Source organism: Streptomyces sp. NPDC050485, assembly GCF_044458185.1.
GTDB lineage: Bacteria > Actinomycetota > Actinomycetes > Streptomycetales > Streptomycetaceae > Streptomyces.
Genome location: NZ_JBITHR010000022.1, coordinates 1 through 24172, shown reverse-complemented (window position 1 = coordinate 24172; position 24172 = coordinate 1). Strand labels below are relative to the sequence as shown.

The window sequence follows — 24172 nt, the reverse complement described above, 5'->3', positions numbered from 1 at the left end:
ACATGAGCCGCCAGGCAGCCGGAGCGTCCGGGGCGCTGAGCGCCTTTCCGTAGCTACGCACGGACTGCTCCAGGGCCGCATCGTGGTACTGAGGGCTCTCGTCTTTGGAGCAGGCAGAGGCCCCGAGCGCCAGGAAGACAAGGACACTGGCCGTAACGGCAATACAAGCGCGCAAGAGATCTCTCCTCGGTGACGTCACTGATTACCATGCAGGTTGTCGAGGGCCGTCAGCACCCGCACGGTCTCCCTCCGCTTCGGCCGCGAGTACGGCTGCGGCCCACAAGCACGCTTACCCGGCACTCTGTGCTCGCGGCGTCCTCCTCCACGTCGATCCTGACCGTCTAGTCCTCGGGGACCAGGACGTTCACCTCCAGGACCAACCGAAGCGACAGCCCGTCCGGAACAGCCTGCGCACCGACAAGGAGCGCTGCTGGGATAATGGGGCGTCAGCGGCGGGCGTTTTGACCTTGGTCGGCACTCCGCCCGCCGCTACGGGGCGTCCCGGCCGACCAAGAGCAACCGACCGAAGCCTCTCCAACTCCCCAATCCTGGAACACTCCATGAGGCCTGTGCCATCATGGGCACCAGTTCGCGCTCCCCGCCGATGCGGGGGTGAATCCGTCTGTCCACCACCCTGTGAGGGACGGCGCCGGTCTCCTGTTTCCCCGCCGCTGCGGGGGTGCCCCAGGACAATCAGCTGACGAGCATGCTCCCCGCGCATGCGGGGATTGCCCCTACGCCCGTGATGAGCGGCGTGTCGGACGTGTCCTGTCGGGATGGGGATGATTCGGGAAGTTCGGGGAGGGAGCCCTGTGGTGTCGCGTACAAGTGAACGGCCGCATCCGCTGGCCGAGTACACGCAGCAGATCGACCCGGACCGGGTGTACACGGTGCGGCAGCTCGCCGAAATCCTGGAGCTCTCGCCGTCCAGCGTCCAAGGGATGGCCCGGTCCGGCTGGCTGCCCGGCAGCAGGATGCGGCCGCACCGGCGCGGAGGCCGTGTGCACACCTGGAGCGGCGCGCAGTTGCTGCGGATCGCCAACCGGCCGGTCAAGGTCACGTTCGACCACGACCGCTACGCGGCGGCGACCCTGTACCGGGTGGGCTGCCGATGCCCCCTGTGCGTGCGGGCACACAGTAAGGACAGCCTCCAGCGGCGGCACGCGCTGGCCGAGGAAGCCTTCCCCTACGAGGCGCGCAGGCGTGTGCTGGAGCTTGTGGAAGCACAGATGCCCGTGTCGGAGGCTGCGGCAGAGGTCGGCGTGACGCTCCGCCAGGTCTACGGGCGTGCGAACTGGGACGCCGGCTTCGCCGAGGACTTGGACGAAGCAGCGTGGTCCCTCTGTGTACTCGGCGAGGACGACCCGGCATGTGCCACCCCTTCTGGCTACCGCGGAAGCGCCAACCGGCCGGCGTGCCGGGCTACTGGGTGCCGGGAGTGGCGGCGCGCCCAGGCTCGGCAGGAGCGTGCCGCCGCCTGACGGCAGTTCGGCCTCTCCGATCCGGCTGCATGTGAGCGCGCCATTCGGCGGCACTCGGGTGGCAGGCCCGGCGGTGCGGGGGAGATGCTGAAGACCCCGGTCATCCGAGCGAGAGCGCGCCGGGGAGATCCGAGGGGACGTTTCCTTCGCACGGGCGTCCCCTTCGGTCTGCCCGGGCCGCCGCCCGCTCACCGTTCGTCGATCCGGCTACGTCCTTCGATCGGGCGGTGTACTCCCGGTGATAGTGCGGCAGTTGGCGCTCGGGAGGTAGGTTCGCCGTGTCGCAGTCTCATCTCGGGGGTCTTTGATGTCCGTGCACCGTATGACCGTCACCGCGCTCTCGCTGCTGCTGGCCGCATCGGTGGCGGGCTGTTCGAGCGGCAAATCGTCCGACAGCGCGAAACATCCCGATGCGCCGTCGAGCCCGGCCGGGAGCCCGGCTCCGGGCGGCGCTCCGGCGGCGCTGCAGTACGGGCCCGGCCCGCAGACGAAATACACCGTCCAAGCCCAGCCCGCCCCTGGCAGCTGTAAGTACCGGTTCACGGCGGACAAACAACCGCTGCCGGACCCGAAATGCACCCCGGGCGCGCTCAATCCGAAGGTGACGCAGGCGACGTTGAAGACGACGGTTTGCAAGTCCGGGTACACGGCCACGATCCGCCCGCCGGTTTCCGTCACCGGACCGGAGAAGACCGCCAACGCCAAGTCGTACAGCTACACCGGACCCATCGGCGACGCTGAATATGACCACCTTGTCTCCCTGGTTCTCGGCGGAGACCCTGATGATCCGCGCAACATCTGGACCGAGCCGCCGTCGCCGGGCCACAAGGCCGGCGGCGGCCCCAACAACCCCAAGGACAGCGTCGAAGCCAAACTGTCCGCTGCGGTCTGCTCCAACAAGGTCCAGCTCGCGGCAGCGCAGAACGCCATCGCGACTGACTGGACCACGGCATTGGCCAAACTCGGCCTCACGTAGGACCCGGGGCAGCGCACCACCGCCCCTGAGGGAGCAGGCCGGGCGGCGGGGAGCCAGCGAGACGTGGCGGCTTCCCGCGTCGGCCGCAAAAGCAACGGATATCACTGGTCTGGGGCGATGTGGCCGTCACTCGGTGGGCTGTGCGGGCCGGGGCAGTTCGGGTGCGGTCGTCGCCCTCTTCCGCCGAGTGCCGTGGTTGCGCTCGCGGAAGCTCGCCCCGAGCCCGTGGGAACTTCGGGGCCGCCGGGGCAGCAGCCTCCCGTCCGCGTCGGCGTTCGGCCCAGATCCTCCGGTGCGCTCACAGGGGTGTTCCGGCTGTCGCGGCTTGGAGGGCGCGGGCTTGGCTGTCGAGAGTCCGGGTGAGCGTCTGGGAGCGCTCTCGCAGGCTCTGCCAGGAGGCGGGCGGGTCGATTTCACGGACGGCAGAGCCGTCCCAGAACGGGCCGGGGATGAACAGGGCGGCCATCTGGCGTCGCAGCTCTTGTTCTTCCTCGCTGGTCGCACGCGTCTCGGTACTGCTGTGCAGGTCGATGGCGTCGGTGGCTCCGAGCGGGGTGAGCAGGCCGTTGTCCAGCAGGTGCCCGAAGCGCACGGTCCACCACTGGGAGTCCTGGTGTCTCTGGCTGGAGGTGCTGCGGGCCATGTCCAACGGGGAGAGGACGCCGTGAAGGCGGATCTGGGCGAGCAGCGTGTGGTGGAGGTTGGTGAGCCGCGCCGGTTTACGGGTCCCCGGCTTGGCAGGGAGCGCGGGCAGGTTGACGGCATCGCGCATGATCTGGTGCATTCCGCGCAGCGTCGCGCTCTGATACCTCCAGTTCCACCACCTCTCCCGGTCCGGGCGGTCGGCCAGCTCCAGGAGCCCGGGACACAGCGAGCAAAGGCGCAGCTCGAACGGAGCGGACTCCTTCTCGCCCTCCTCCCGGTCCGTCCACCACGACCGGACGCCGCCATCGGGCCGTCCGCACAGCGCGCAGCCTTCCGGGTGGTGGGGCTGCTGGGTGAGGGCGGTCCGGGTCTCCCGCAGGGTCCAGTGCCGGGGCTGGTACCAGCCGAACGAGGACTCGCTGTCGCTGTGGCCCAGTTGTGAGCACAGTCGGCACAGGCCGATGGGTGAGGTGCTGACCGGCTCGCCGCGCGGTGCGATGCGCTCACTGGGTTCTTCGCGCTGGCACCACGAGCAGCGCGGCAGAGACTCCGGCTGGGTCGGCTGCGTGTAGGCGGCGGTGGGCGCGGCTTTGACCGTCAGGTCCCGGTCCTCGTGGAAGAGCAGCGGGCCCTGGGCGGCGCTGTCGGTGTGGAACAGCCGGACGACCTTGCTGCGGCCGGCCAGTGCCAGGCGGGTCTGGAAGTGTCCGTAGCCGTTCAGGTCCCAGGCCCGCACGCGCTCGTGGCGGTCTTCGGCCGCGTCCCGTAGCCGTGCCTCGGCCTTGCGCTGCTCGGCCGGGTCGTCCAGGCATGGGCGCAGCACGACCGCGAGGTCCACGTGCAGCAGGGGGTCCTGCTGCGGGTCCGCATACGCACCGGCGGCGCGGATCTCCTTTACCCACCACAGCGTTGCGTCGGGGTCGGCGTTGATGGTGGCCGCGGCCTTGACCACCTTGGCCGCGAGGGCGTCGGCGCGTTTACGAGTGGAGGGCTGGCGGCCGGAGGCATGGCCCAGGGTGCGGCCCTTGCCCGTCAGCTTCCAGCTCCGGTAGTCGTGGTGGCACGCCAAGCCCCGGCAGTCGTAGCACTCGTCCCGGGGGCCGGGCGCGACAAGGTAGCCCGCGTCCACCAGTTGCCCAAGGTAGTCCTCGGCGTCGCGGCTGTTGAGGTGCGCGACCCGTTCCGCGTCGCGTACCTGCAGGCCCCAGGCGTCTCCTCGTTTGAGGAGATCGCGGGTCACGCGCAGCGGCCGGCCGAATCTGGTCTCTTTCAGGTCGACGAAGGCTTCGCCCTCGAACCGGCCGACGCCGCCGAGCGGCAACAGGGCGGGACCGTGGTCCTCGCGCGGGTAGTTGGCGGCCATGTCCTTCAACAGCCCCAGCAGCCCCGCGGCAAAGGTGCTCTCTTCTTCGTCGGGCTCCTCGTCGGCAGTTTTGTGGTCATCGATCACAGCGGGATCTCCTTCCCCGGCCACTCCGGTCTACGGCTTGGGGCCAAGGCCCAGAACCTCGGAGATGAGCGGGACACCGATCGAGAGAGTGAACACGGGCCCGAGAGAATCAGCGTCGAGGGTGCTGCCGATCTGGTCGAAGTGGTCGCTCAAGTTGCCCTCCTCGAAGCCGTCATCGAGGAGGTGCCACGGTGAATGGCCATCCGGGCGTTCGCGGAACTGAGTAGCTGCCGTGACCGCGAAACAGATTGCGGATGGCCACAGTTGCTCGACCAGGTAGTCCCGCGGGTCTTCTCCGTCGCTGTCTTCCTCGTCTTCTTCCAAGGTGGCCGCCACCTGCGCGCGGAAGCGGTCGCGCAGGTCAGGGTGAGCGGTCTCCACGGCGGACACGAGGGTGCCCAGACTCGTGCCCGGGGCCAGGCCCTGCAGAGCGGGCGGCAAGTCGCCGGGCGGAAGCCACACCCACACCTGGTCGGGATCGAACCAGTGCGACAGCGGCACTTGCAGCACGCCAACATCTTCGAGCCGCTCCCGGAAGGCCGGGCCCGCGGCGCAGGCCAGGAGTGCCGTCACCGCCGCCCACCCTGCCGGTGCAGCCACGTCCTCGCTGGTCAGCTCGTCGATGAGGTAGACCAGGCGCAGCGGGTGGCTGCCGAGGATGTCGCCGTCGAAGACGCAGAAGGGGCAGAGCACCAGCCGGTCGGAGTCGGTCGACGGCAGCAGGTGCGCGGCCGGGTACCGGTCGCCGCACAGGGAACACGCTGCGTTGTTGACCAGTTCGCCGACCTTGGCTGCGCGCGTGCGCGTGAGTTCCTCGCGGACGGCTCGGACGACGTCGGCGGCCGGCATGGTCCCCGGGAGCCTGAGCACCATCGCTTCCCCGGTGTTGATGGGGATCTTGGGGGTGATGAGAGTGAGCTCGGGGACCGCCGTGAGGTCGTAGTGGTCCGGGTCGTCCGGGTGCGCCTCGCTGTGCCAGTCCTGCGGGCGGGAGAGCATGGACCACACCGGCCCCGGCCAGCCGGTCCAGGTGCCGTACTCGGGGAAACCGTCGTTCTCCACGGGCCAGCCCGCCGCCTTGAACGCGTCCATCAGCCGGTTGTGTACGTCGGCCGTCAGGATCTCTTGAGGGGTGGACGCGTGAAGGCGTGCGGCCTCGGTGTAGCTGCCGCCGTCCGCCTCGGCCCGGATGGCCAGCTTCTTCTTACGGTTGCGCGTCATGCGGGCTCGTCATCCCGTGCAGTCCCACGTCCCGCACTTCGATATCCCGAGCACAGGTGATTGATCAGTGAGATTCGACAGAACCTTGTCCGCCGCGCTGCTTGCCACGTGGGGACGCACAGCATCGGAGTGGGGCGGTCACCAACGCCGCCCCCGACTGTAGCGCGGCGACTCACCCGCGGGCCACCTTCTCCCGTCCGGGCCGACTGTTCGTGAGGTGACCAGCAACCGCTACGTCGCCGCTGCGAGGCCTGATGGGCGGTGAGGACCGGGTGGTGGGCCTTGTTCGCCAAGTGGCCACGCGAGCACCTGCTCCGTGAGCGGGGTTTTCCCCGGGCCCTCGTCTTTCCAGTGGGCCCGCCACCCGCCCCCAGGCACTGCGGCTACGACCTGGTCGGACTTCTCAAGATAGGAGAAGTCCTCGTAATCCGTGACAGGACGCATGGCGCGTCGCTTGGGATCGACGACAAGCGCCGTTCCGGTTGCCGGGTCCCATGCCTCCACCCGCACCATGCGGCCGATATCGGTTTCGGTGCCGTTAAAGATGGCGGTCCGGCCGGTCTGATTGAAGTAGCGAAGATCCACTGCCCCATCATCTCGCATGGCAATGAGGGCCATTCGGCAGCCACATGCTCAGCACGTTCCTCCGTACCTGCCTTTGGCACAGACGCGGCCCTGGCAAGATTTTCGTGAAGCCGGGATGTGCCCCCGTGCGCCGGTGACGCTCCGTCACGGGCAGCGGCAGTGTCGGCGAGTGCCCTGGCAGCGGCCCGCCTCAGTGATCCTCGACGATGAAGCAGGCCCGCTCGTAGAGTTCGTCGAACGTGATTACCTCGACGTCCTGGATGGATGTCCGGTACAGCTCGAAGGAGCTCATCTTCTCCGGGTTCACGGCGCCGTTGTGGGTGAACTCGCGCAGGCTCCCGATCACCACGACCTGCCGGGGCCGGGTAGTGGACAGTTCGATACCGGTCGGGGTGCCGTCGTCGTCGTAGATGCGGGTGAGGAACTGGCTGGAGATGAGCTGTTGGGCCTTGCTGGCCGTCTTTTGCACCTGCGCCACGCCACCGCCGAGTTCCGTGGATGCCTGGTAGACGCCCGCGCGGTACGGGGTCTTGGAGAGCAGTTCGGTGTCGTGGGTCTTGATCTCGCAGAAGAGCATGCTGCTGATCAGGCCCTTGGACCGCATGATGGCGTCGATGCGTTTCCCGGCTCCGCCGAAGATGTTGGCGCCGGTGGTGATGCGTTCCAGTTTGCCGTCGTTGATGGATTCGCAGGCGATGAGGTTGAGGCCGTAGCCGAATATCCACTGATTCGCCTCGAAGAAGGCCTGCCAGACCGCCTCCGCCCCGCGTGTCGTTGCCAGGCTCTCCTCCTGCCGGAAGTAGTCCGGATCGGTCAGCAGTCGCTCGAACCTCTGGAGCTGTTCCTTGCGGTTGCTGATCAGCCGGATGTCCTCCTCCGTGAGCCCGCCGCCGATGGCTGTCCTGACCGCACCGAGAACCGTCGTCCGGTCCTGGCCGGTCAGGAGCTGGGCCAGTTGGGCCTCGTCGCCGGCCACGAGCTGGAGGGAACTGCCGGGAGTGCTCAGGCCGGTGCAGCCCTGGAGGAAGTTGATGACTTTCCAGAAGTTCTCGTGGACGTCCCCGGTGTCGACGAGCGCCTTGACGGCCCGGGTGGTCCCGGTCTCAGGCACTGTCTGCGTAGCGCAGACTTCCCCAGCCTTCTTCTTGTCCTTCTTCCAGAGCTTGATCCTCGGCGTCAAGGTGTCGCCCTTCTTGATGATGGTGATGCTGCACAAGGTCGCTACCTGCGGCCGGTCGTCGAGGACGAAGTCGGTGATCATCCGGCGTGCGCGGGTGTCGTAGAGGTAGTGGAACCCGCCGCTGTCCTGCGAACCGTGGATTTCTAGGTCGGTGAAGTCCCTGCGGGTGACATCGAACTCGGTGGTGGAGAAGGGGAGTCGGAAGCCTCGAACAATGGGGGTAGCGGGCGCTGAGGCTTGGGTCCGCCAGTCCGGTGGGATGTTGGGCAGCGGCCGGGTGTCGCCTTCGACCACAAGGTCCTGGACGTCGATGCGCCCGAGCTGGATGAGCACGGACTGCAACGTCCGCCAGATCACCTCCTTCGCCCCCGGGGTGCAGGTGGGCAGAAGTTCGCGCTCCACCGTCAGGACCGCCTCGTAGGTGTCAGCCGTCCAACCGTCACCAGGCATGGGATGGAAGATGCCGCCATCACGGCGGAGGGTCAGGACCGCGGTGCGGAGCAGGTCGCGTGGGGTCTCCTCGCCAGCGCAGTCCAGGAGGCTGAAAGCCTGGCCGAGGACCAGGCCGAGCTTGCCCGTGTCCTCGTCCTCCAGCGGCAGCGGGATCAACGGGCCTCTGGGCGGAACTCGTACCGGCTTATACAGGGGGCGGCCCGAGAGGAACTCGTGCGGACGCAGACCCCATCCGTCTGGCGCCAGCAACAAGTTTAGTTCCTCGACGTGCTTTGTAGCCTCCTCGACGTCGGCTGCCACTTCAGGATGGACCATCCGTGCCAGAAAGGTGAGCAGTACCTCGTCCGGTCCGTGGGAGAGCTCCAAGCGGGAGTCCTCGAAGATCCAGTCGTCGGGCAGGTCTTCGTTGTTGAACCGGTGCTGCTGGATATTGGCGCGGACAGTCGGAAGCTGGCTGTTGCCGACTGGAGGTCGGTCCAGGTCGTAGAGGCCCTCCAGGAACGTGACCTCGTCCATTTTGCCCCACCAGGGGCGCGATATCCCGCGCAGGTACGTGAAGATGTCACGTCGTGTCACCGCCGTGATTGTCGGCGGCTCGTTCGCTCTGGCGGGATCGGTCGAAGTCATGCGTCCAGGATGGACGGTTCGGCAGTAGGGCGCCGGACGATTGAAACTTTCACCTCGTCGAACACGTTGCTACCCACACTCGCTCCACCCGCACCGCCTCCAGGTGTGGGGACACAATCCGTACGAAGTCATCACACACCCGACGGGGGTCCCGCTACCGGTGACGGAGCGTCACCGGCGCACGGTGGCGCATCCCGGCTTCACGAAAATCTTGCCAGGGCCATAGACGCGAGTATGCCGACAGACGGGACATTCGTGACGCAGGGACGGCGGCAGAACATGGACAGCGGCATCCGCGACGGACTGCTCAGTCGCCTGTGAAGAGTCGAACTCGACGTACCTATGACTCCCAGCAGGTCCCAGTACCTGGTGGCAGTCGGGCGAGACGGCGAGCGCCACGGCCGTCTTCGGCAATAGCCTCTTTACCAACCCCGACGACAACCAAGGCATCCGCTACCTGATCAGGCAGGTAGAGACGGGCGTTCGGTGGCACCAGCGGGTTGGGGTCTAGTCGAGCGGGACAGTCGGCTGACGGGCTTGACGATCGCTGCAGTGGCTGGGCCGGGCAGGCAGGCCAGGACGCCTCATGGCGCGGGGCGTCAGGGCCACGTGGCGAGGCGGAGAGGTAGCGGCCGTCGAGCGCGCGGCCTGCGGTGGCCAGCACTCGGGCGGCTTGCCGGTTCTCCATGGCGGTGGCGCACATCCGGGAAGGCCTGAGGAATCAGCTCGGCCCCACGGACCCACGGCTCCGGCACGGTGAACGGTGACACCGGCCTCGCTCGTTGATCCCGGCGGTCAATGGGTGACTGCCTGGTCCCCTGACGCGGCGTCCTGGGGTTGTGCGGGCGTACTGGTACCAGCGGTATCGGGGAGGGTGTAGAAGACGGACCGGTTCTGGCGAGTGCGCTCTGCCTGGCTCTTCGCGACAAGGTTTTCGAGGGTGGCGCGCACCGCGGTGGCGGCGATGTTCCGGTCCGGGTGGGCGGCGGCCAGGGCGGTGGTGACCTCGGCGGCCGAGCGCGGCTCACCGGCGCCGGCGAGGTTCCCGGCGACGAGCTCGCGCAGGGTCGGACCACTGCCCCTCGTCCTGGTCTTCACGGCGGCCTGCCCCCGCTTCCCTGTCCTCGTGCGGGGAGCCTCGTCCGCTGTACGGGCCCGCGGAACCCGCCCGCCGACAGGTGGTGCAGTCTTGCCGGGCTTCTTCGGTGTCTTAGCGGCCGGGGGTGTGCTGGTGCCGAGGGTCTGCTGCATCGCAGTCAGCAGCAGATGGTTGTCCTCTAGGACCTTCAATTGCTCTTGGAGGACGTCGATCTCGGCGGTGATGCGGTCGCGTTCCGCGACGTTGGTTTCCAGGTCCTTGTGGACCTGGGCTGCGTACTGCGACTGGAGCGTGGTGCTGTCCGGCACGGTGCGACTCCCAGGGGATATGTGTGTGCGTGTGTTGCTGCCGGATGGTACGCGTTTCCAACCTGCACCGATACCTGACGTAATCCGCCCCGGATAGCGCCGCCGACATTTCCGCGAGCACCAACGATCCGACGGATCGGTGTAATTACTGCAGTCACGACCGGCGGAACGCCCATGCCCCGCGTTCGGCGAAGTGGACAACCATCCAGCAGACACCGTGAACACGAGTGACGCACACTCTTGCGCCCCACGAGGTCCCGGCGGAACGACGATCAAGAGCTGCTGCCTTCTGCATCCCACCAACGCAACCAGGCCCGCGCCGCCCACGCCAGGGTCAGCTCGTGTTCCACGCTGCCCACATCCTTGATCACACAGCCCGGCCCGGGCGCACCGGTCACCCGAACGAAGACCAGTGACAACATGTCGACGGTGAGCAGCGTGACGTCCAAGTAAGGTACGGGGAAAGCCGGTTGGCGATCTCAGTGTCGTCGCGCAAGAGCGTCAACGTGACGGCTCCCGGCCATGGCCACGGTGAACGTCGCGAACCCCCGCGTACGTACTCACGCTGTACGCCGCCCAACACACGCTGGCGCCGCGGAGTGTCGTCGCTCACGCCCCACGGCGTCGAGGGTCACCTCCGGGTGCGGACTGCGGGCTCGGTGAAACCACTCAAGATCCATACGGGGGCCGTGAAGAGCAGCGTCATGCCACCGAGCCCCCCGAGAACGGCGAAGAGCGCGCCGGACAGGGTCGCCAGCAACATCAGCGGGAGCGGCAGCGCGGGCGCGAGCGTCAACAGCCCGTAGCTCGAGGTCCACACGGCGGCGCAGACGATCGCCCCCACGATCACCCCGGCAAACGTGGTGTAGCCGCGGCGGACAAGCGGGTTGACCAAGCGAGCCAGCGGTCTCAGAGCCCGTCCCAGCAGGTAACCGAGGATGCGCGCGGACCTGGGATCATCCGAGGCGGGAGAATTTTGTACGTCGCTCATGAGGCTCCTCTGATCAGTGACGCCTAGCCTCCCAGATGCCCCCGACAGCTGACATGAGTACGATCGCTCAGCCGTTCTTCAGTCGTTTACAGGCTGGCTGACCAGCGGCGGCCGCGGGAGAGGGCGGAGGCACCGTCGGAGGTGATGGTGACCTTCGCGCCGTACACGGGCAATTCGCCTTGACTGTTGAGACGGTCGCGGTCCACGGGCCGTTCCCAGCGGGACGGCGGACATGAAACCTGAGTACATGTGCCCCCGAACTGAGTACCCGAGCGGCTGCGCGGCGCCAAAGGCTCCCCGTTGGATGGAGCCATGAACGCATACCCCTCCCCCGCCGCGCTCCCGACCCAGACAGCCCAGGACCGGGACCGTACCCGGCTGTGGGCCGCCCTCGCGGCCCTCCTGTTCGTGCCCGCAGTGGTGGCCACCGGTGTGCTCACCCTGGCATCGGAGCGAGCCTCTCAGTGCGTGACGAGCGGGGAGCAGTGCGCCCCGGCACTGTCTGGGTGGCTGTTCGAGTGGAGTGCCGGTGTCGGGGCGGTGGCATTCGCGGTCGCCCTCGCCGCCCCTGCGGTTCGGGTGCGGCAGGTAGCGGTCGCCGCCCAGGTCCTCGCCGAGTGCACCGCGCTGCTGGTCATCCTCAGCCACGCATGACCGCCTGACATGCAAGGTGGTGTTGACCGGCCGGCCGGCCTCCTGCCAGGAGGCAGCGGATGGACTCTTATCCTGCCGGGATGACGATACTTTGGGTGGGGCTCGGCCTCCTGGCGGCCTTTGGCACTCTCTGTTTCTTCCTGACGCGGCAGCTGACCGGCCGACTGCGCACGATCGTGAGCGGTATCGCGGTGGAAGGCCGCTGCGTACGCCGGTACTCAAGCGAAGGCAGTGAGGGCAACACCTACTGGCATCACGTCCATGGCTTCACCACTCTCGAAGGCCAGTACATCGAGTTCGAAGAGGATGCCCTCCTGCTCGCCCAGGGCGACGCCGTGACCGTCCGGTACCGGCCCGACAACCCGGCTCGGACCGCGACCGTCATGGGGCGCGGAGGAAGCTGGTCACCGTTGTTCGGGAGCCTCTTCGGCATCCTGATCTCCGGCGGCTTCACACTGCTGGGCGTCCTGTTCGTCTTCCTGAGTTTCGATCAGTAGACGCACTTCGGGCAGACGTCACCTCAAGGCCGGCTCGGCGGAGGTCTGACTGCCCGTCATCGCGGCATCGATGGCCTCCGGGTTGCGGGCGTTGTCCGCCAGGACCGCGTCCTTGACCGGATCACCGGTGTTCACCTGCTCGTACACGTGCTTCACGTCCGCCGCCATCACGGCCTCGGGCCGGTCCGGCACGACGGCCGACACCGACGGCAAGACCGCGGGAGACGCGCATTACGGCTGGCACTTCTTGTCCCCCCGTACTGACGACAGTTTGGTGACCTGCCACACGCCCTTGTCGTTCTTGCGCAGGACCAGGGCGTACGAGATGTACGAATCGCTGTTGGCCGGAGTGACGTTGACCTTGCCTGTCTTCCGGTCCTTGGTGAACCCCTTGGTCTCGTCGCCGCAGTACGTCAGAGTCGCCGCGCCGTCCTGCCTGATAGAGACCTGCCGGTCGAAGTAGCGGATCGTCCCCGTGATGGAGACGTCCTGCTTTGTCACCGAGGCAATCCACTGCATGGCGCCCACCAGGGCGTCGTCCTTGGCGTAGAACGCCACACTCGGCGCCTTGGCATCCTGATTGGCGATGGCCTCGTCGACGGCGCGCACGTACTCCGCGTTGTCGCCGAGTACCGCGTCCTTGATCGGGTCGCCGGTCTTCTCCGGGTCGAAGGACAGCTCCTCCCCCGCCGGCGGCGTCACCTTCGGCCGGTTCGCCGCGTCGGCTGCACCGGACGCGGACGCCGACGGCGCAGCCGACGCGGACGACCCGCTGTCCGCGCCCGCGATCTTCTTCGAATCGGCCCCCTTCGAATCCCCACCGCACCCGGTGAGCAGAAGCGCGCCCGCGGCCGCCAGGGCAGCCGCGGCCGTCGTGGCCTTGTGGTTACGCATCGGGGAGTCCTACCTCCGTAAGGGAAAAGGGTCCATCTCAGCCGTCGAAGCCAGCCGCCGTCCTCATACACGGTGGAGGGCGCCGCTGTCAGAGCCATGGTGCCGATCACCGGCCTGCGCGGGCGGTTCGCCTCATCACCTGCACTTCTTCGCTCCAGGTCCCGAGGTGATGCCGACGGACTGCCAGACACCCTTGTCGTTCTTGTGCAGTTGCTCGGTGAAGAAGGTGTAGTCAGAAGCCGATCCGGCCACGGATCGGTCCACCTTTCCGGTCTTGCGGTCCTTCGGGAAGGTCTGCGTCGCGTCTGCGCAGTAGGACAGGGTCGCCGTCGCATCCTTGACCGTCACCTGGCGGTGGTAGTAGCGCGTGGTTCCGACGAAACTCCGGCCCTCGTCGTAGAAGGGCTTGATGTAGGCGGACACCGCGATGAGCGCGTTGTCCTTGTTGTAGAACTTCAGGGCAGCCTCGGCAGAGGACTGACTGCCCGTGATCGCGGCATCGATGGCTTCAAGGTTCCGGGCGTTGTCCGCCAGGACCGCGTCCTTGACCCGATCGCCGGTGTTCACCTCCTCGTACACGTGCTTCACGTCCGCCGGCATCTCGACCTTGGGCCGGTCCGACATGGCGGCCGACACCGACGGCGCGGCAGAGGCAGAGCCGGAAGACCCGCTGTCCGCTCCCGCCATCTTCTTGGAATCGAACTCCTTCGAGCCCCCACCGCCGCATGCGGTGAGGAGCAGCGTGCCCGCGGCAGTTAGGGCAGCAACGGCCGTCGCGACCGTGTGATTACGCAGAAACATCAGGGGGTCGAACCTCCGTCGTGGGGAAAGGTGGAGCGGCGCGGAGAACGGATCACTCTGCCCACCTCGGTCTTAACAAAACCACGCGTGTCAGCAGCTGTGGTGTGGGGGTGCTGGCGGATTGTGACCCAGGGTTCGTCAGAGCGCGTTCTCGATGCTGGTCTGTTCCTGCCCGGCGCGGTCGCGCCACTTCTCGACTTCCTTCCACGACCTGGCGCCGTGGTCGCCGAAGGAATCCGCGAGGTATCCGAGCAGACGGCTCATGCGGCGCGCCCCGTCACGGTTGATGGGGAGCATCGAGTTGGGGGTCCACGCGCACTCGTCGAGGATGATCTGCTGGACCTGGCTGGGTGACTGTGTGTCTTCCTCGGGGTAGTCGTTGACGTCCGCGTAGGCGTAGATCAGTTGGCTGAGCGCGCGGGAGAGGCCGTCGGTGAGCAGGGCGAGGGCATGCCAGGCCGCTGCTGCTTCGGTGGCGGCTTCCTGCTGCTGGTCCGGGTCTTCGATCGTTTCCCACTCCTGCGGGGTGACGACGAATTCGCCGTAGCCGAGCCCGGTGAAGCCTTCGGCGAGTTCCAGAGGCAGATAGTTGATGGGCTGCTCGTTGGGGAGCCTGCCGCGAGTGGCGTCGGGGTCGGCGAGGGCTTTGCTGACGGCCTGCGGGCTGACGCCGAGTTGTCGGGCGACGGCCCTCTGGGTGCCGAGGACGTCTTCCGCCTGGCGCAGCAGCTGGGCGCGGCGGATCGCGGACAGAGTGCGCTGCATGGCGGCGCGTTCTTCTTCGCGGCGGATGGCGCGGATGATCCGATCTGCTCGGGCTTGCACGTCGGGGGTGATCGGCTGCGGCATGGCGGGGTTCCTTGGGGTCAGCACGTGGTTGATCCACCACGCGGCTTGGGTGTGGCGGGGCGCTGCGAGGACGCGGTTGAAGCCGGCGAGATAGTCAGCCTCTGTGTCGTAGGGTCCGATGAGCGGATGCCGAGAGTCTGTTCGCAGGTGATGCCGGGGGGTCGCGGCCGAGCATGCCGGGCTCGGTGATCTGGTAGCAGAGGGTGCCGTCGCGCCGGGCCGGTCAGTCCGGGCAGTTGCAGTCCGGCGCGGATGCGGGCCCGGACGATTGCGACGGCCCGGTCGGTGCGGGCTTTGCGGATGCGGGCTCTGAGGGAGTCGGCGTCGATGTTCCAGCGGCCGGCGGTCTTGGTGGCTGTGACGATTCTGGGGGCGCGCCAGCTGCGGGCGGTGGGGATGCTGACAGGGGCTTTGGCGGTTGCAGTGGCGGTGTCCATCGGGGCTGCTCCCTCTCTCGACACCACCTACTCAACCCTAGGGTTGACCTCTCTATCAACTCTAAGGTTGATTTCAAGGCGTCGCGCTGCCATAGGAACCTGAATACGTAACCCAGCGCCCCACCTGCGAGTTGACCGGTCATGGATGATCTCGCTTCACCCGTGACCGGTACGTACTCGGACGCCCCCCGCCTGCCGCTGATCACCCTGATGGAGGCGCGAGATGTCGTGCGGCTACTCCAGCACCTCGCTGACCACGAGGGCGACGACGAAGCCTACGAGGCAAGGCAGTTGGCCGGGGATATCGCATTCCGGCTGCCGTCGGAGTGACTCGGCAGCCGATGTGGATCGTGGCGTTGGGGCGAGGCGCGCAGCTGTCCTGGTGAGCAGCTCGGTCTGGACCGCCCACCAGTCAGCAGCGGAAAGCCGGGCGCGTCACGGGTGCTGCCGGCGACGGCACGGGCGCGGGTCCGGCGGAGTCAGCCGTCGAGGACGCGCGGGACGAGGCAGGCGCGGTTAGGCGGATGGGTGCCGAGCCTGCGGGACTACGTGGGTCACGCGGGTGGGGGCTTGCTGGTCGCTTGATGGGCCACGGCTTCCAGCAGGCGCGGGATCCTCTGAGGGACCGGCACCAGGTGCTCGTAGACCAGTCCCATCGGCGCGATCGTGCGGTGCTCGCCGTCCAGGCCGATGATGTCAACGACCAGCTCCCAGCCCGTTGGGAGCGTTTCGTCCGAGCGTGCCCGGCAGGTGCCGCCGTAGGCCTCCATCAGCACCACGATCACGAAGGCGGTCAGGTCGGCGTGCAGAGTGATCCAGTCTTCCGCCTCGAACGCGTCGAGCGGCAGCCGCCGCACGTAGTCGTCCAGGACCTCGATCGAGTTCAGCGGGTCGACGTCGAACGCGGCAGCTGCCTGCTCACCGGCGACATGCTCCACCAGGCCTCGGACCGCCGGCCGACAGCCGCTCATGAACTCGTCGATGTCGATCACCGTCCGAGTCTGACACCCCGGCCGCGGCGCACACACGAAGGGCCCCGTGCCGCTGCTGCGACGGGGACCCTGTCTCGGTTCGTGGGTATGTAGCTAGGGCGGTGCGGTCCCCGTCAGGAGGCCTTGGCCTGGGCGTGCTTGAGGGTGCGCAGGATGAGCCACTGGTCGCCCCAGGCCATCGCGGTGCCGATGACCGTCATGACGATGCCGAGGGTGAGCTGGCCCGTGGCGGCGCCCAGCGCGAGCCCGGCGACGCCGAGTCCGTAGCGGACAACGAAGCGCACGGCCAGCAGACCCAGAGCGAGGAAGCGGGTGCGCTTGTTCTTCCACAGCGCCTTCATGGAACGGATCCGGGCCCTCAGGACGGTGAACGCGAGCACGATCTGCACGATCGCGACGACCGGGATCAGGGCGTACAGGACCGGGTAGGCACGGGCGATGTCGAATATCCCGGCGAAGAGGCCCACCAGCGGGAAGTACCAGTTCGGCAGCCCCCTGAGCGGAGCCACGCCCTCCGCCGCCGTGCCCTCGACCTGGGTGATGGCCTGGACCGGCATCTCCATCGCGACCGTGGCGCTCATGGCGTTCCTCTCACGTCTTCTCAGTGACCGCCGGGCTCGTGCCGACACCACCGATACTCCCGGTGGGAAGGGAGCCCGCGGCAGAGCGAAGAATCCCGAGACCCGCAGGACAAATGTCCTGGCCGCCCTCCATGGACCCGCCGCCCCCTGGGCCTTGTGCCCGCAGACCACCGACCCGGACACGGCCCGAACGGGCTGTCTCCGGGCTGGGGCGCGGCCAGCGTCGAAGGCATCATGGTCAATAGCCTGGATGGCATGTACCGGTGGGAACGAGCCCAAGTCGGGCGGCCCCGCCTTGAGTTGGATCAGACAGGCATGCCGACGGCCGCGACAAGCTCGCGGACCCCAACAATGCGCTTGTGCCGCTGCCCCAGCTCGGTGACGACCTGCCGGATCGCGGGGCGCTCACGTACCTCTGCAGGCGAGACCCTCAATGCGGCGAGCAGCTCGGACGCGGTCTGCTCGGGGCGCTCTTGAAGCCACCAGACGCGGGCGAGGTCGGTGTGCATCCTGCCCTTGCGCTCCGCGGTGGCGAACTGGCCCTCGCGCAGTCCGCGGCCAGCTTCCAGGGCCGCGCTGGGGTCTCCGAGCGCCCAGTGCACCCCGACGGCATACAGGTCGACGGCGGCTTGGGTGATCGGGAACAGGCGTCCGGCGGGGGCCTGTTGGGGCAGGGGGCGGGCGGCCCGGGTGGCCTCGCGGATCATGGTGAGGGCCTGATCGTGGTCGCCCGCCTTCGCCGCGGTGTACGACTGGGTGCACAGCATTTGGGTGTAGGCGGAGGTCTGCGCGTCGGTTTTCAGGCCGGTGCCCTCGACCCGGGCGACGGCATCCAAGATGTGCCGCTCGGCGGCGGTCGCCTGGTCCTGGTGGCGCAGCACGATGGACATCTCCCGGGCTGCGGCCGCGGCGACGAGCGGGGAGCCGGACCATTCGGCGTACACCGCGGCCCGGTCGGCACTGAGCCGGCCCTGGTCGTAGCGGCCCACTTTGACCGCGACCTGCGCAGCCAGGCTGTAGGTGGAGGAGAGGCACGCCAGTTCGATCTCGCGGCGGCTGCGGGCGGCGTGGTGCGCGTCGGCCAGAAGTCCCGGCAGGGCCTTGAGGAGGGCGGGGTGCTGTCCGGCGTCGAAGAAGGCGCGGGCCTGGGCGAGGCGGGCGTCCAGGGGCACTGGTGAGCCGGTGGGGTCGGGGGTGCTGGCTAGCGCGGATCCAGTCCAGCCAGCAGGCTAGCGGGGCCCGCGAGCCCGGCAGCGGCGAGCATTGTGCGACGGCGCACCGGGTCCTCCTGGTGGTGTGGGACGACCGTCACAACTGTAGTGGGTAGAGGCGCGATCAGGCCGAGAGACGCTGCCAGTACCGGGGTTGGGATGCCGACGGCATTCGCGGCAGCTTGGATCAGGGCGAGGTCAGTGCGGGCGCCGTGCTGCTCCAGGCGGGAGATGGTGGAGGCGGAGTATCCGAGCCGGCGCCCTAAATCAGGCTGCCGCCATCCGCGGGCCTCGCGCCCCATCTTGATGAGGCCTCCGGCATCACGGCTCGCGACCAGGGCGCGCGCGCCCGAGCAGATCTCCACAGCGGATCGACGCTGCTGCTCATCGTCGCCTCCCGGATGCTAGGGCCACGGCCAGCCCACGGTAGAGCTCCAACCGGCTGGGCGTACAGGGCGCATGCACATGTTGCAAGTCGCTTGCGGGCAGGCGTAGCTGCTGGTCATCTGGTCATCCGGCGGGCGCGCTTGGGATGCGCCGACCCGACGTCGTACACCAGGGAGGCATCATGGGTGGCAGTCGCGGTGATCAGGACGGTCAGGTGGGCGGGCCCTCGTCGAGCCCGGGCGACCCCGGGAACGATATGCCGGAGCCCGACCCGCAACCGGAGCCGGACGATGACTGACCTCGCGGACCCGTCCCTGGCAAGCTTGGCCCTGGAGCTGCGCGCCCAATGCGCTGCCGAACTCGACGACCGGCCGGTGGGCCACTTCCATGACCGGCCCTGGCTGCGCCAGGCGTTCCTGCGGGTGCCGCGCGAACACTTCGTGCCGGACCAAGTGTGGTGGCCCACCGCCCGCGATGACGGGCTGCACCATGTGATCGACCGTCACGAGCGGCCCCGCGCCTGGCTCAAGGGGGTCTACCAGCCCGGGGCGTCCCTGATCACCCAGGTCGCCGACGGCGCCGTGCGGCCGGAGGACGGACCTACCGACCAGCCGTTCACGAGCGCCGCGTCCTGCTCCGCCGTCGTCGTGGACATGCTGCACTACCTCGACCCCGGCCCCGACGACATCGCGCTGGAGATCGGCACCGGCTCGGGCTACAGCACCGCACTCCTGGCTCAGCGGGTCCGGCCCGGGAACGTGGTAACGGTGGAGATCGACGAGCAGTTGGCCGCCCGCGCCCGCGCGGCGCTCGCCGACCTCGGTCTTCACCCGACAGTGGTCGCCGGTGACGGGGAACTGGGCTATCTCGCGCGCGCCCGGTACACGAGGATCATCTCGACCGCGGCCGTCCGTGAGATCCCGCAGGCCTGGCTCGACCAGGCCGCGCCCGGCGCGATCGTGGTGACCCCGCTGTACGGGCCGTTCGGGCACGACGCTCTGCTCCGCTTGGTCGCTGACGGACGGGGCGGCGGCGAAGGCCGGCTCGTCACCGGTGTGGCCTTCATGAAGGTGCGCGGTCAGCGCACGGCGCACCGCTCGTTCGAGGAGTTGGGCTGGCCGACTGTGGACGGGCGTTGGCCCGCCTACGCGGACGTCGAGTATCGGGTGACGGTGCGCGACAGCCGTCAGGAGATCCGAATCATCGTCGGGACGGGGCTGGGGGCTGATACCGCTCCTCGGCGTCCTTGCGTCGGGTGAACTTGCTACAGGATGTTCCAAGTTCGCTCGTGGTCTTCGCCTCTCAGTCCCTCCACGCGTTGGCGCACCTCGTGGAGGCTGCCGGGCGCGTGGTGGGTTTTCCGGGCATTCGTGGTGACCATTCGGAGCTCTCGCAGGTCGCGCAAGGTGCTGTATCCGGGCCACTGGCGGACGTCGAAACCGTAGGCGGTGGCGAAGGCATGGTAGTGCGAAGGAGGGTAGCCGAACCGGCGGCAGTGCACCTCTATGGTGACCAAGTCCCATTCGGGCTGGCCCACGCAGACAGTGTCCCAGTCGCAGAGGACTACCCCACCGCCGCCATCGTGGAGGGCGTTGCGGTGTTGCGGGTCGCCCTGAATGAGCCCACCGGGCAGAGCGAATTCCACGTGCTCAAGATCTTCTTCCAAGCGGGTCGTTCGGTCTTCCAGAAAGGCGATTTCCGGCGATGACAAAGATGTGATCTTGGCGAGCGAGGACCGAATGGCCCGGACGTTGTCGTGAGCGGGCAGGACGAGATTCGGGGCCGTGAGGGTGTGGAGCATGCTGAGCGGCTTGGCGAGTTGCTCGGCGGTGACTGGTTCATCATCAGGTTGAGGCAGGTATGTCCAGAAGGTCACGGGGTGCCCGTCGATGACCTGAGGCTGAGCAATGCCGGGGTGCAAGGGAGCGGTGGGGAATGCGGAGTCTGTGAGCCACTGAACGAGGTGGACGGTTCGCTGGACCTCGGCTACTGAGGTGCCGAGGCGGGCGATCTTCACGACGATGGGCACGCTGTCGAGAAGGACGACCGCGTTCGTGTGGCCGCGCAGGAGATGTGCACCATTGCCGTCGAGGCCAACGGCCTCGCACGCCCGGTGAAGGATGTCGATCATCGTGCGCTGGGGGAAGCCGCCGGGGGCCGACGCCGGTTCTGTCATGAGGACAGGCTGACGGACCCGCAGGTCCCCTGTCACATGCCGCTTGGCGGCAGAGCAAGGATTTCGGTGAGTTGGCGCGCTTCACGTGCTTGTCGAACCGCAGGCGGCAGGATCCCCAGTACGTGGCGGGCCCGTTCTTCCAGAATCGGTGTGCGATGACCTGATGAGACTCGCAAGACCGTCGCTCCAGCCAGCTGGCATGCCTCGGCAGGGCTGTGGTCGCGGGCCAGGCAGATGGCCGTCTCAAGCCGCAGCAAGGCGGGATCGATCCCGGTGCGTTGCGGGTACAGGGCGATGGCTTCCTCCTGGACCGTGCGGGCCTCGCGTGTGCGTCCGAGCGCGGTGAGTGCGCCGCTCAGATAGAGCAGGAGCCGGCGGTAGGGAAAGGCGAAGGCGTCGCTCTCGTCACCGGGATCGCACCGCTCGAAGACTCGGCGCGCGACGCCGATCGCCTCCTCGGCACCGGCCACATCGCCCAGCCGGGCGCGAGCTCGCGCCTCGGCGGCGGCCGCGAAGGCCCCCGTGGCGGTCGGCCGGGTTCTGGAGATCAGGCGAGCCTCGTGGGCGAAGGCGACGGCCTCCGCCAGCGGCCCGTAGTAGTACGGCAGCATCGCGCGCTGCGCGCGGACGCGTGCTCGCAGCTCCGGATCACCACTGTCCTCGGCCGCGGTCTGCGCCGTGTCATACCAGGACCGCGACATATCCAGCTTGCCGAGCTTCATGAGTGCATCAGCGATCAAGACGGCGAGGCACGCAGCCATCTCCGAAAGCCGCACCTGAACCGACGCCGGCTGCCGGTCGGCGGAGAGGCCCTTGACCTCACCCAAGATGCCGAGGAGTTGGCGGACCATCATCAACGGGGGCTGATAGAGGTACTCACGCCGGGCCGTATTGATCTGTAAATCAAGCAGGTCGAGCTGGGTGGCGCTGACCGTCGTCATCGCCAGCGTTCGGTTGACCGCCCGGCGGACTGAGTCAACCTGGTCCTCGAAGTGATCATGCTCCGATCTCCAGGAGGAAACCTGTCCGCGAGCAGCGGCCGGCGCCGTCAAAGCGGGCTGCTGATGAATTTCAGAGGCATGGGCGTCAGCGCGGAAACCCAGGCTCTCCGGTGACGATTCGTACACCCTGGACAGGAGATCAACTGTCAATCGCTGGGGCTTATGCCGCCCCATCTCGTACAGGCGCAGTTGTTCGTCGTCCGTGCGAGGCGCGTGGGCGCCAAGAGCGGCGCCGCTCTCCTGCAGCAAGCTTGCGGCGGCCTTCAAGGTGAGTCCCCGCCCAAGGCGCGCCGCGCGAAGGGGACTTACCCGGCAGCACGCGGTGATTTCCTCGGCGATCCGGGCGGGGGACCAGGCCGCCGAGACTCCGTGCGCGCGGATCCGCTTGGCACAGGAGGGGCCATGTGGCAAAGGACGTTCCGGCATGCTGCGGACTCCCTACGAATCGGGCTGGTCGCGTGCAAAGCCTAGTAGCCGATTCGTGAACCTGCGTCAAGAAACCGTGATGTTCCTCTGATCCGGCCCGCCAGCCGTGACGGGAAGCCGTGAAGCGGCCCAAAACCGTGACCCCTCACGGTTGTTGCCTGGGCTGGCGCAGAGGAGTCTGCGGTCCCAGAAGGCAGCTTGCCGGTATCACCGGCAACACAGCGAACCGACAGGACGGACCGGGCTCATGACTCTCACCGCGCACCGCACGCCGTTCGTCGAGCCGTCGTGCGGTAAGGGCATAGGAGCGGGCCGGGAGAGAGTGAGGGTCGTGCACGAGCAGTGGTTTCCCAGGACCGCAGGGCCCGGCGAGGACTTGACTGTCGAGGACCGGAAGTTGCCCGAGCGGCTCCGGCTCCAGTCTCGGGGCCTGCTGGGGCACTGGGAGCTGGACTGTCTCGTGGACCGCGTCAACACCGTGCTCAGCGAGATGGTGACCAATGCGCTCGTGCACGGTGGCGGTGACCTCGGGTTCCGGATCATCCGCACGAACGGTGGGGTCCGGGTGGAAGTGGCCGACAGGTCGACGGCTTCAGCCCACGTGGTGCACGCCGACCCGGATGACGAGCACGGGCGCGGCCTGTTCCTGGTCCACGCCTTCTCCGACAGCTGGGGCATCCGGGCGCGGGAAGGCAGGGTCGGCAAGTGGACGTGGGCCTTCCTTGCTACGCCCTCCGAAGCGGAGGGAACGCGCTGATGGCGACCCCAACCGTCGAATACAGCGTGGCGCTGCACCGCGAGTTCGCTCCGGGAGGCACTGCTCTGCTGGAGCGGCTCAGGGACTCGCTGGCGGCGGACAAGTGGCCGGACGAGCGCGCGACACGGGTTCGCGTCACCCGCACCCGACTGTTCGAGGCGGTACGGACCCTGGCCCTGGTCCCCGCTCCGTCACCCGCTCTCGCCCACGCTCTGTGGCGGGCGCAGCAGATGCTCCTGATCCTGCCCGCCGACCCGGACTTCCCCCGGCCCAAGTACGCGGACGCGGTGTCCAGCGCCCTGGACGACCTCCTGCCCCACCGGGTCGCTGCCGCCGCCTACACCTGCACCCGCGAGCGTGTTGACCTGGACGTCCTTCTCCAGCGCATGGCTCGGGCCGGCGAGGAGCGTGCGGGTTCACTGCGGTTCGCCCATGGTGACCGCAGCTTGCACGACTGGCCGCTGTCGGAGCGGCCCGGCTGGAAGCGGATCCGGCGCCTCGTCGAGGCTCGGCAGATCGGCATGCTGCTCGTCGACTCGACGGACGACCTGGTTCCGCCCGTGGAGACGCGGGACCCGGGCTGGGATCGCCAGAAGTTCAAGGCGTGGCTGACGAGTTGGGGCATACGCCTGGTTTGCCTCGCCAACGCCGCACCGGCGGGAGGCGATGCGCCATGACGCCCCCAACGCTCCCCACCCGTCGGCAGAATCATGATCTTCCGCTCCCTGTTCGTCTACGCCATGCTGCCCGGCTACGGGGTCTGGCTGGCGAGTGCGCTCTGGACCGCCCACCGCCGCACCCCCGCACCAGCACCCCGCCAGCCTGCTCCGTTCTGGCTGCACTACCTCAAAGGCTGCGCCGGGTTTGGGCTCCTGTGTATTGCCCTGATCTCCCTGGCGCTCGTGTGGACCGGCCGTATCCCCTGATCCGCGGGCGGTCGACCGGGCACAGTCCGCCTGCCTCCTCAAGCGGGTCATCTCCCTGGCGCTGCTGAGCCCCCGAGGCGCGTCCGGGAGATGACCTTCCAACGGGATCCCTCCGTACCCGGTAGATGACCGCACAGCGACGCCCGTCGCGTCGGCGCCCGGGGATTCGAACGGCGGAGGGATGCGGCGCGGTAAGCGTCTGGCCATGGAGTGCCGGCCGGAAGCGCACCGTGCCCCGGCCGCCCTTCTGCGGGAGGAGGGCGGCCGGCCCCAGGTTCGCGAGGAGCACGTTCCAGTCCGATTAATTCGAAAGAGCCTCATGATCATCAACGAGCAAGCCACGGCCCTGCACTGGGACAAGGCTTACAAGCAGGGCCGGAAGTTCCTCCCTGTGACGCCTGAGGAAGTGGAGTATTTCCAACTGCATGTGAAGACCGTGCCGGGCATGGTCGCTGTCGATGTCGGCTGCGGCGTGCGACACGAAGTCGCACGTGGTGAGTGGATCCGATTACGGAGGCCGGTTGAAGCCGGTATCGCGATCCCGGGTTAGTGCTCAACAACCCGTCC

27 protein-coding genes are annotated in these 24172 nt (G+C 68.0%); 10 read left to right on the top strand and 17 right to left on the bottom strand.

The genetic code is table 11. The features are described 5' to 3' along the window. Positions 1-815 precede the first annotated feature (815 nt). Together ACIBK6_RS32810 and ACIBK6_RS32805 are read left to right on the top strand one after the other, a co-directional pair. Positions 816-1481 (top strand): helix-turn-helix domain-containing protein, encoded by a 666-nt coding sequence (locus ACIBK6_RS32810; protein ID WP_399055462.1) that lies wholly within the window; start codon positions 816-818, stop codon positions 1479-1481. Positions 1482-1803: 322 nt separating this feature from the next. Beyond that, positions 1804-2457, top strand: coding sequence for a hypothetical protein (locus tag ACIBK6_RS32805; protein WP_399055460.1), 654 nt, complete (start codon positions 1804-1806; stop codon positions 2455-2457). 298 nt (positions 2458-2755) lie between these two features. Here the strand turns inward: ACIBK6_RS32805 and ACIBK6_RS32800 are convergent, their stop codons facing one another. From ACIBK6_RS32800 to ACIBK6_RS32770, 7 genes are all read right to left on the bottom strand, one after another. Then, complete coding sequence (locus ACIBK6_RS32800; protein ID WP_399055459.1) at positions 2756-4552, bottom strand: hypothetical protein; 1797 nt, start codon at positions 4550-4552, stop codon at positions 2756-2758. Between the two features lie 30 nt (positions 4553-4582). Then, a complete protein-coding gene (locus ACIBK6_RS32795) occupies positions 4583-5773 on the bottom strand; it encodes a hypothetical protein (RefSeq protein WP_399055457.1) in 1191 nt (396 codons plus the stop codon). Positions 5774-6004: 231 nt separating this feature from the next. Next, positions 6005-6358, bottom strand: coding sequence for a hypothetical protein (locus tag ACIBK6_RS32790; RefSeq protein ID WP_399055455.1), 354 nt, complete (start codon positions 6356-6358; stop codon positions 6005-6007). A 190-nt stretch (positions 6359-6548) separates the two neighbouring features. Then, positions 6549-8567 carry a Shedu anti-phage system protein SduA domain-containing protein gene (locus ACIBK6_RS32785; RefSeq protein WP_399055453.1) on the bottom strand — a complete coding sequence of 673 codons (2019 nt, stop codon included), beginning with the start codon at positions 8565-8567 and terminating at the stop codon, positions 6549-6551. Between the two features lie 846 nt (positions 8568-9413). After that, complete coding sequence (locus ACIBK6_RS32780) at positions 9414-10025, bottom strand: hypothetical protein (protein ID WP_399055451.1); 612 nt, start codon at positions 10023-10025, stop codon at positions 9414-9416. A 272-nt stretch (positions 10026-10297) separates the two neighbouring features. Further along, entirely contained in the window at positions 10298-10474 is a 177-nt protein-coding gene (locus ACIBK6_RS32775) for a hypothetical protein (RefSeq protein WP_399055449.1), read from the bottom strand. 182 nt (positions 10475-10656) lie between these two features. Further along, entirely contained in the window at positions 10657-11016 is a 360-nt protein-coding gene (locus ACIBK6_RS32770) for a hypothetical protein (protein ID WP_399055447.1), read from the bottom strand. 312 nt (positions 11017-11328) lie between these two features. Between ACIBK6_RS32770 and ACIBK6_RS32765 the strand changes: the two genes are divergently transcribed. Next, positions 11329-11670, top strand: coding sequence for a hypothetical protein (locus ACIBK6_RS32765; protein ID WP_399055445.1), 342 nt, complete (start codon positions 11329-11331; stop codon positions 11668-11670). 80 nt (positions 11671-11750) lie between these two features. Continuing rightward, positions 11751-12167: a DUF3592 domain-containing protein gene (locus tag ACIBK6_RS32760; protein WP_399055443.1), complete on the top strand. Its 417-nt coding sequence runs from the start codon at positions 11751-11753 to the stop codon at positions 12165-12167. Positions 12168-12185: 18 nt separating this feature from the next. On the opposite strand, the gene ACIBK6_RS32755 is transcribed toward ACIBK6_RS32760, so the two are convergent. The 4 genes from ACIBK6_RS32755 to ACIBK6_RS32740 form a co-directional block, all read right to left on the bottom strand. Beyond that, complete coding sequence (locus tag ACIBK6_RS32755; RefSeq protein WP_399055441.1) at positions 12186-12380, bottom strand: hypothetical protein; 195 nt, start codon at positions 12378-12380, stop codon at positions 12186-12188. Positions 12381-12398: 18 nt separating this feature from the next. After that, a complete protein-coding gene (locus tag ACIBK6_RS32750; RefSeq protein WP_399055439.1) occupies positions 12399-13061 on the bottom strand; it encodes a hypothetical protein in 663 nt (220 codons plus the stop codon). Between the two features lie 135 nt (positions 13062-13196). Then, on the bottom strand, positions 13197-13862 hold the full coding sequence (locus ACIBK6_RS32745) for a hypothetical protein (protein ID WP_399055437.1): 666 nt from the start codon (positions 13860-13862) through the stop codon (positions 13197-13199). A 138-nt stretch (positions 13863-14000) separates the two neighbouring features. After that, on the bottom strand, positions 14001-14711 hold the full coding sequence (locus ACIBK6_RS32740) for a hypothetical protein (protein ID WP_399055435.1): 711 nt from the start codon (positions 14709-14711) through the stop codon (positions 14001-14003). 578 nt (positions 14712-15289) lie between these two features. Between ACIBK6_RS32740 and ACIBK6_RS32735 the strand changes: the two genes are divergently transcribed. Beyond that, positions 15290-15478, top strand: coding sequence for a hypothetical protein (locus tag ACIBK6_RS32735; RefSeq protein ID WP_399055434.1), 189 nt, complete (start codon positions 15290-15292; stop codon positions 15476-15478). A 224-nt stretch (positions 15479-15702) separates the two neighbouring features. Here ACIBK6_RS32735 and ACIBK6_RS32730 read toward each other — a convergent pair whose 3' ends face one another. From ACIBK6_RS32730 to ACIBK6_RS32715, 4 genes are all read right to left on the bottom strand, one after another. Then, positions 15703-16140: a hypothetical protein gene (locus ACIBK6_RS32730; protein WP_399055432.1), complete on the bottom strand. Its 438-nt coding sequence runs from the start codon at positions 16138-16140 to the stop codon at positions 15703-15705. Positions 16141-16253: 113 nt separating this feature from the next. Then, entirely contained in the window at positions 16254-16721 is a 468-nt protein-coding gene (locus ACIBK6_RS32725) for a hypothetical protein (protein ID WP_399055430.1), read from the bottom strand. Between the two features lie 305 nt (positions 16722-17026). Beyond that, positions 17027-17893 carry a transcriptional regulator gene (locus tag ACIBK6_RS32720; protein ID WP_399055428.1) on the bottom strand — a complete coding sequence of 289 codons (867 nt, stop codon included), beginning with the start codon at positions 17891-17893 and terminating at the stop codon, positions 17027-17029. A gap of 29 nt (positions 17894-17922) precedes the next feature. Further along, positions 17923-18234, bottom strand: a complete 312-nt coding sequence (locus ACIBK6_RS32715) for a helix-turn-helix domain-containing protein (RefSeq protein ID WP_399055667.1) — start codon at positions 18232-18234, stop codon at positions 17923-17925. Positions 18235-18609: 375 nt separating this feature from the next. On the opposite strand from ACIBK6_RS32715, the gene ACIBK6_RS32710 reads away from it, so the two are divergent. Then, entirely contained in the window at positions 18610-19578 is a 969-nt protein-coding gene (locus ACIBK6_RS32710; protein ID WP_399055426.1) for a methyltransferase domain-containing protein, read from the top strand. Positions 19579-19583: 5 nt separating this feature from the next. Here ACIBK6_RS32710 and ACIBK6_RS32705 read toward each other — a convergent pair whose 3' ends face one another. Both ACIBK6_RS32705 and ACIBK6_RS32700 read right to left on the bottom strand, forming a co-directional pair. Then, positions 19584-20495, bottom strand: coding sequence for a phosphotransferase (locus ACIBK6_RS32705; RefSeq protein WP_399055424.1), 912 nt, complete (start codon positions 20493-20495; stop codon positions 19584-19586). A gap of 32 nt (positions 20496-20527) precedes the next feature. Continuing rightward, positions 20528-21922, bottom strand: a complete 1395-nt coding sequence (locus tag ACIBK6_RS32700) for an XRE family transcriptional regulator (protein WP_399055422.1) — start codon at positions 21920-21922, stop codon at positions 20528-20530. A 247-nt stretch (positions 21923-22169) separates the two neighbouring features. Here ACIBK6_RS32700 and ACIBK6_RS32695 point away from each other — a divergent pair, with 247 nt between their 5' ends. The 4 genes from ACIBK6_RS32695 (at position 22170) to ACIBK6_RS32680 (ending at position 24155) form a co-directional block, all read left to right on the top strand. Further along, complete coding sequence (locus ACIBK6_RS32695) at positions 22170-22679, top strand: ATP-binding protein (RefSeq protein ID WP_399055420.1); 510 nt, start codon at positions 22170-22172, stop codon at positions 22677-22679. After that, positions 22679-23356 carry a hypothetical protein gene (locus ACIBK6_RS32690; protein WP_399055418.1) on the top strand — a complete coding sequence of 226 codons (678 nt, stop codon included), beginning with the start codon at positions 22679-22681 and terminating at the stop codon, positions 23354-23356. The genes ACIBK6_RS32695 and ACIBK6_RS32690 overlap by 1 nt, the downstream gene beginning before the upstream one ends. A 33-nt stretch (positions 23357-23389) precedes the next feature. After that, entirely contained in the window at positions 23390-23605 is a 216-nt protein-coding gene (locus ACIBK6_RS32685) for a hypothetical protein (RefSeq protein ID WP_399055416.1), read from the top strand. 319 nt (positions 23606-23924) lie between these two features. Then, positions 23925-24155, top strand: a complete 231-nt coding sequence (locus ACIBK6_RS32680; protein ID WP_399055414.1) for a hypothetical protein — start codon at positions 23925-23927, stop codon at positions 24153-24155. Positions 24156-24172 lie beyond the last annotated feature (17 nt).

Coding starts and splice junctions, on each gene's coding strand:
- ACIBK6_RS32805 (WP_399055460.1), top strand. CDS start 1,804: ATGACCGTCACCGCGCTCTCGCTGCTGCTGGCCGCATCGGTGGCGGGC.
- ACIBK6_RS32795 (WP_399055457.1), bottom strand. CDS start 5,773: ATGACGCGCAACCGTAAGAAGAAGCTGGCCATCCGGGCCGAGGCGGAC.
- ACIBK6_RS32770 (WP_399055447.1), bottom strand. CDS start 11,016: ATGAGCGACGTACAAAATTCTCCCGCCTCGGATGATCCCAGGTCCGCG.
- ACIBK6_RS32765 (WP_399055445.1), top strand. CDS start 11,329: ATGAACGCATACCCCTCCCCCGCCGCGCTCCCGACCCAGACAGCCCAG.
- ACIBK6_RS32760 (WP_399055443.1), top strand. CDS start 11,751: ATGACGATACTTTGGGTGGGGCTCGGCCTCCTGGCGGCCTTTGGCACT.
- ACIBK6_RS32750 (WP_399055439.1), bottom strand. CDS start 13,061: ATGCGTAACCACAAGGCCACGACGGCCGCGGCTGCCCTGGCGGCCGCG.
- ACIBK6_RS32745 (WP_399055437.1), bottom strand. CDS start 13,862: ATGTTTCTGCGTAATCACACGGTCGCGACGGCCGTTGCTGCCCTAACT.
- ACIBK6_RS32740 (WP_399055435.1), bottom strand. CDS start 14,711: ATGCCGCAGCCGATCACCCCCGACGTGCAAGCCCGAGCAGATCGGATC.
- ACIBK6_RS32735 (WP_399055434.1), top strand. CDS start 15,290: ATGGATGATCTCGCTTCACCCGTGACCGGTACGTACTCGGACGCCCCC.
- ACIBK6_RS32725 (WP_399055430.1), bottom strand. CDS start 16,721: ATGAGCGCCACGGTCGCGATGGAGATGCCGGTCCAGGCCATCACCCAG.
- ACIBK6_RS32715 (WP_399055667.1), bottom strand. CDS start 18,234: ATGGGGCGCGAGGCCCGCGGATGGCGGCAGCCTGATTTAGGGCGCCGG.
- ACIBK6_RS32710 (WP_399055426.1), top strand. CDS start 18,610: ATGACTGACCTCGCGGACCCGTCCCTGGCAAGCTTGGCCCTGGAGCTG.
- ACIBK6_RS32705 (WP_399055424.1), bottom strand. CDS start 20,495: ATGACAGAACCGGCGTCGGCCCCCGGCGGCTTCCCCCAGCGCACGATG.
- ACIBK6_RS32700 (WP_399055422.1), bottom strand. CDS start 21,922: ATGCCGGAACGTCCTTTGCCACATGGCCCCTCCTGTGCCAAGCGGATC.
- ACIBK6_RS32695 (WP_399055420.1), top strand. CDS start 22,170: ATGACTCTCACCGCGCACCGCACGCCGTTCGTCGAGCCGTCGTGCGGT.
- ACIBK6_RS32690 (WP_399055418.1), top strand. CDS start 22,679: ATGGCGACCCCAACCGTCGAATACAGCGTGGCGCTGCACCGCGAGTTC.
- ACIBK6_RS32685 (WP_399055416.1), top strand. CDS start 23,390: ATGATCTTCCGCTCCCTGTTCGTCTACGCCATGCTGCCCGGCTACGGG.
- ACIBK6_RS32680 (WP_399055414.1), top strand. CDS start 23,925: ATGATCATCAACGAGCAAGCCACGGCCCTGCACTGGGACAAGGCTTAC.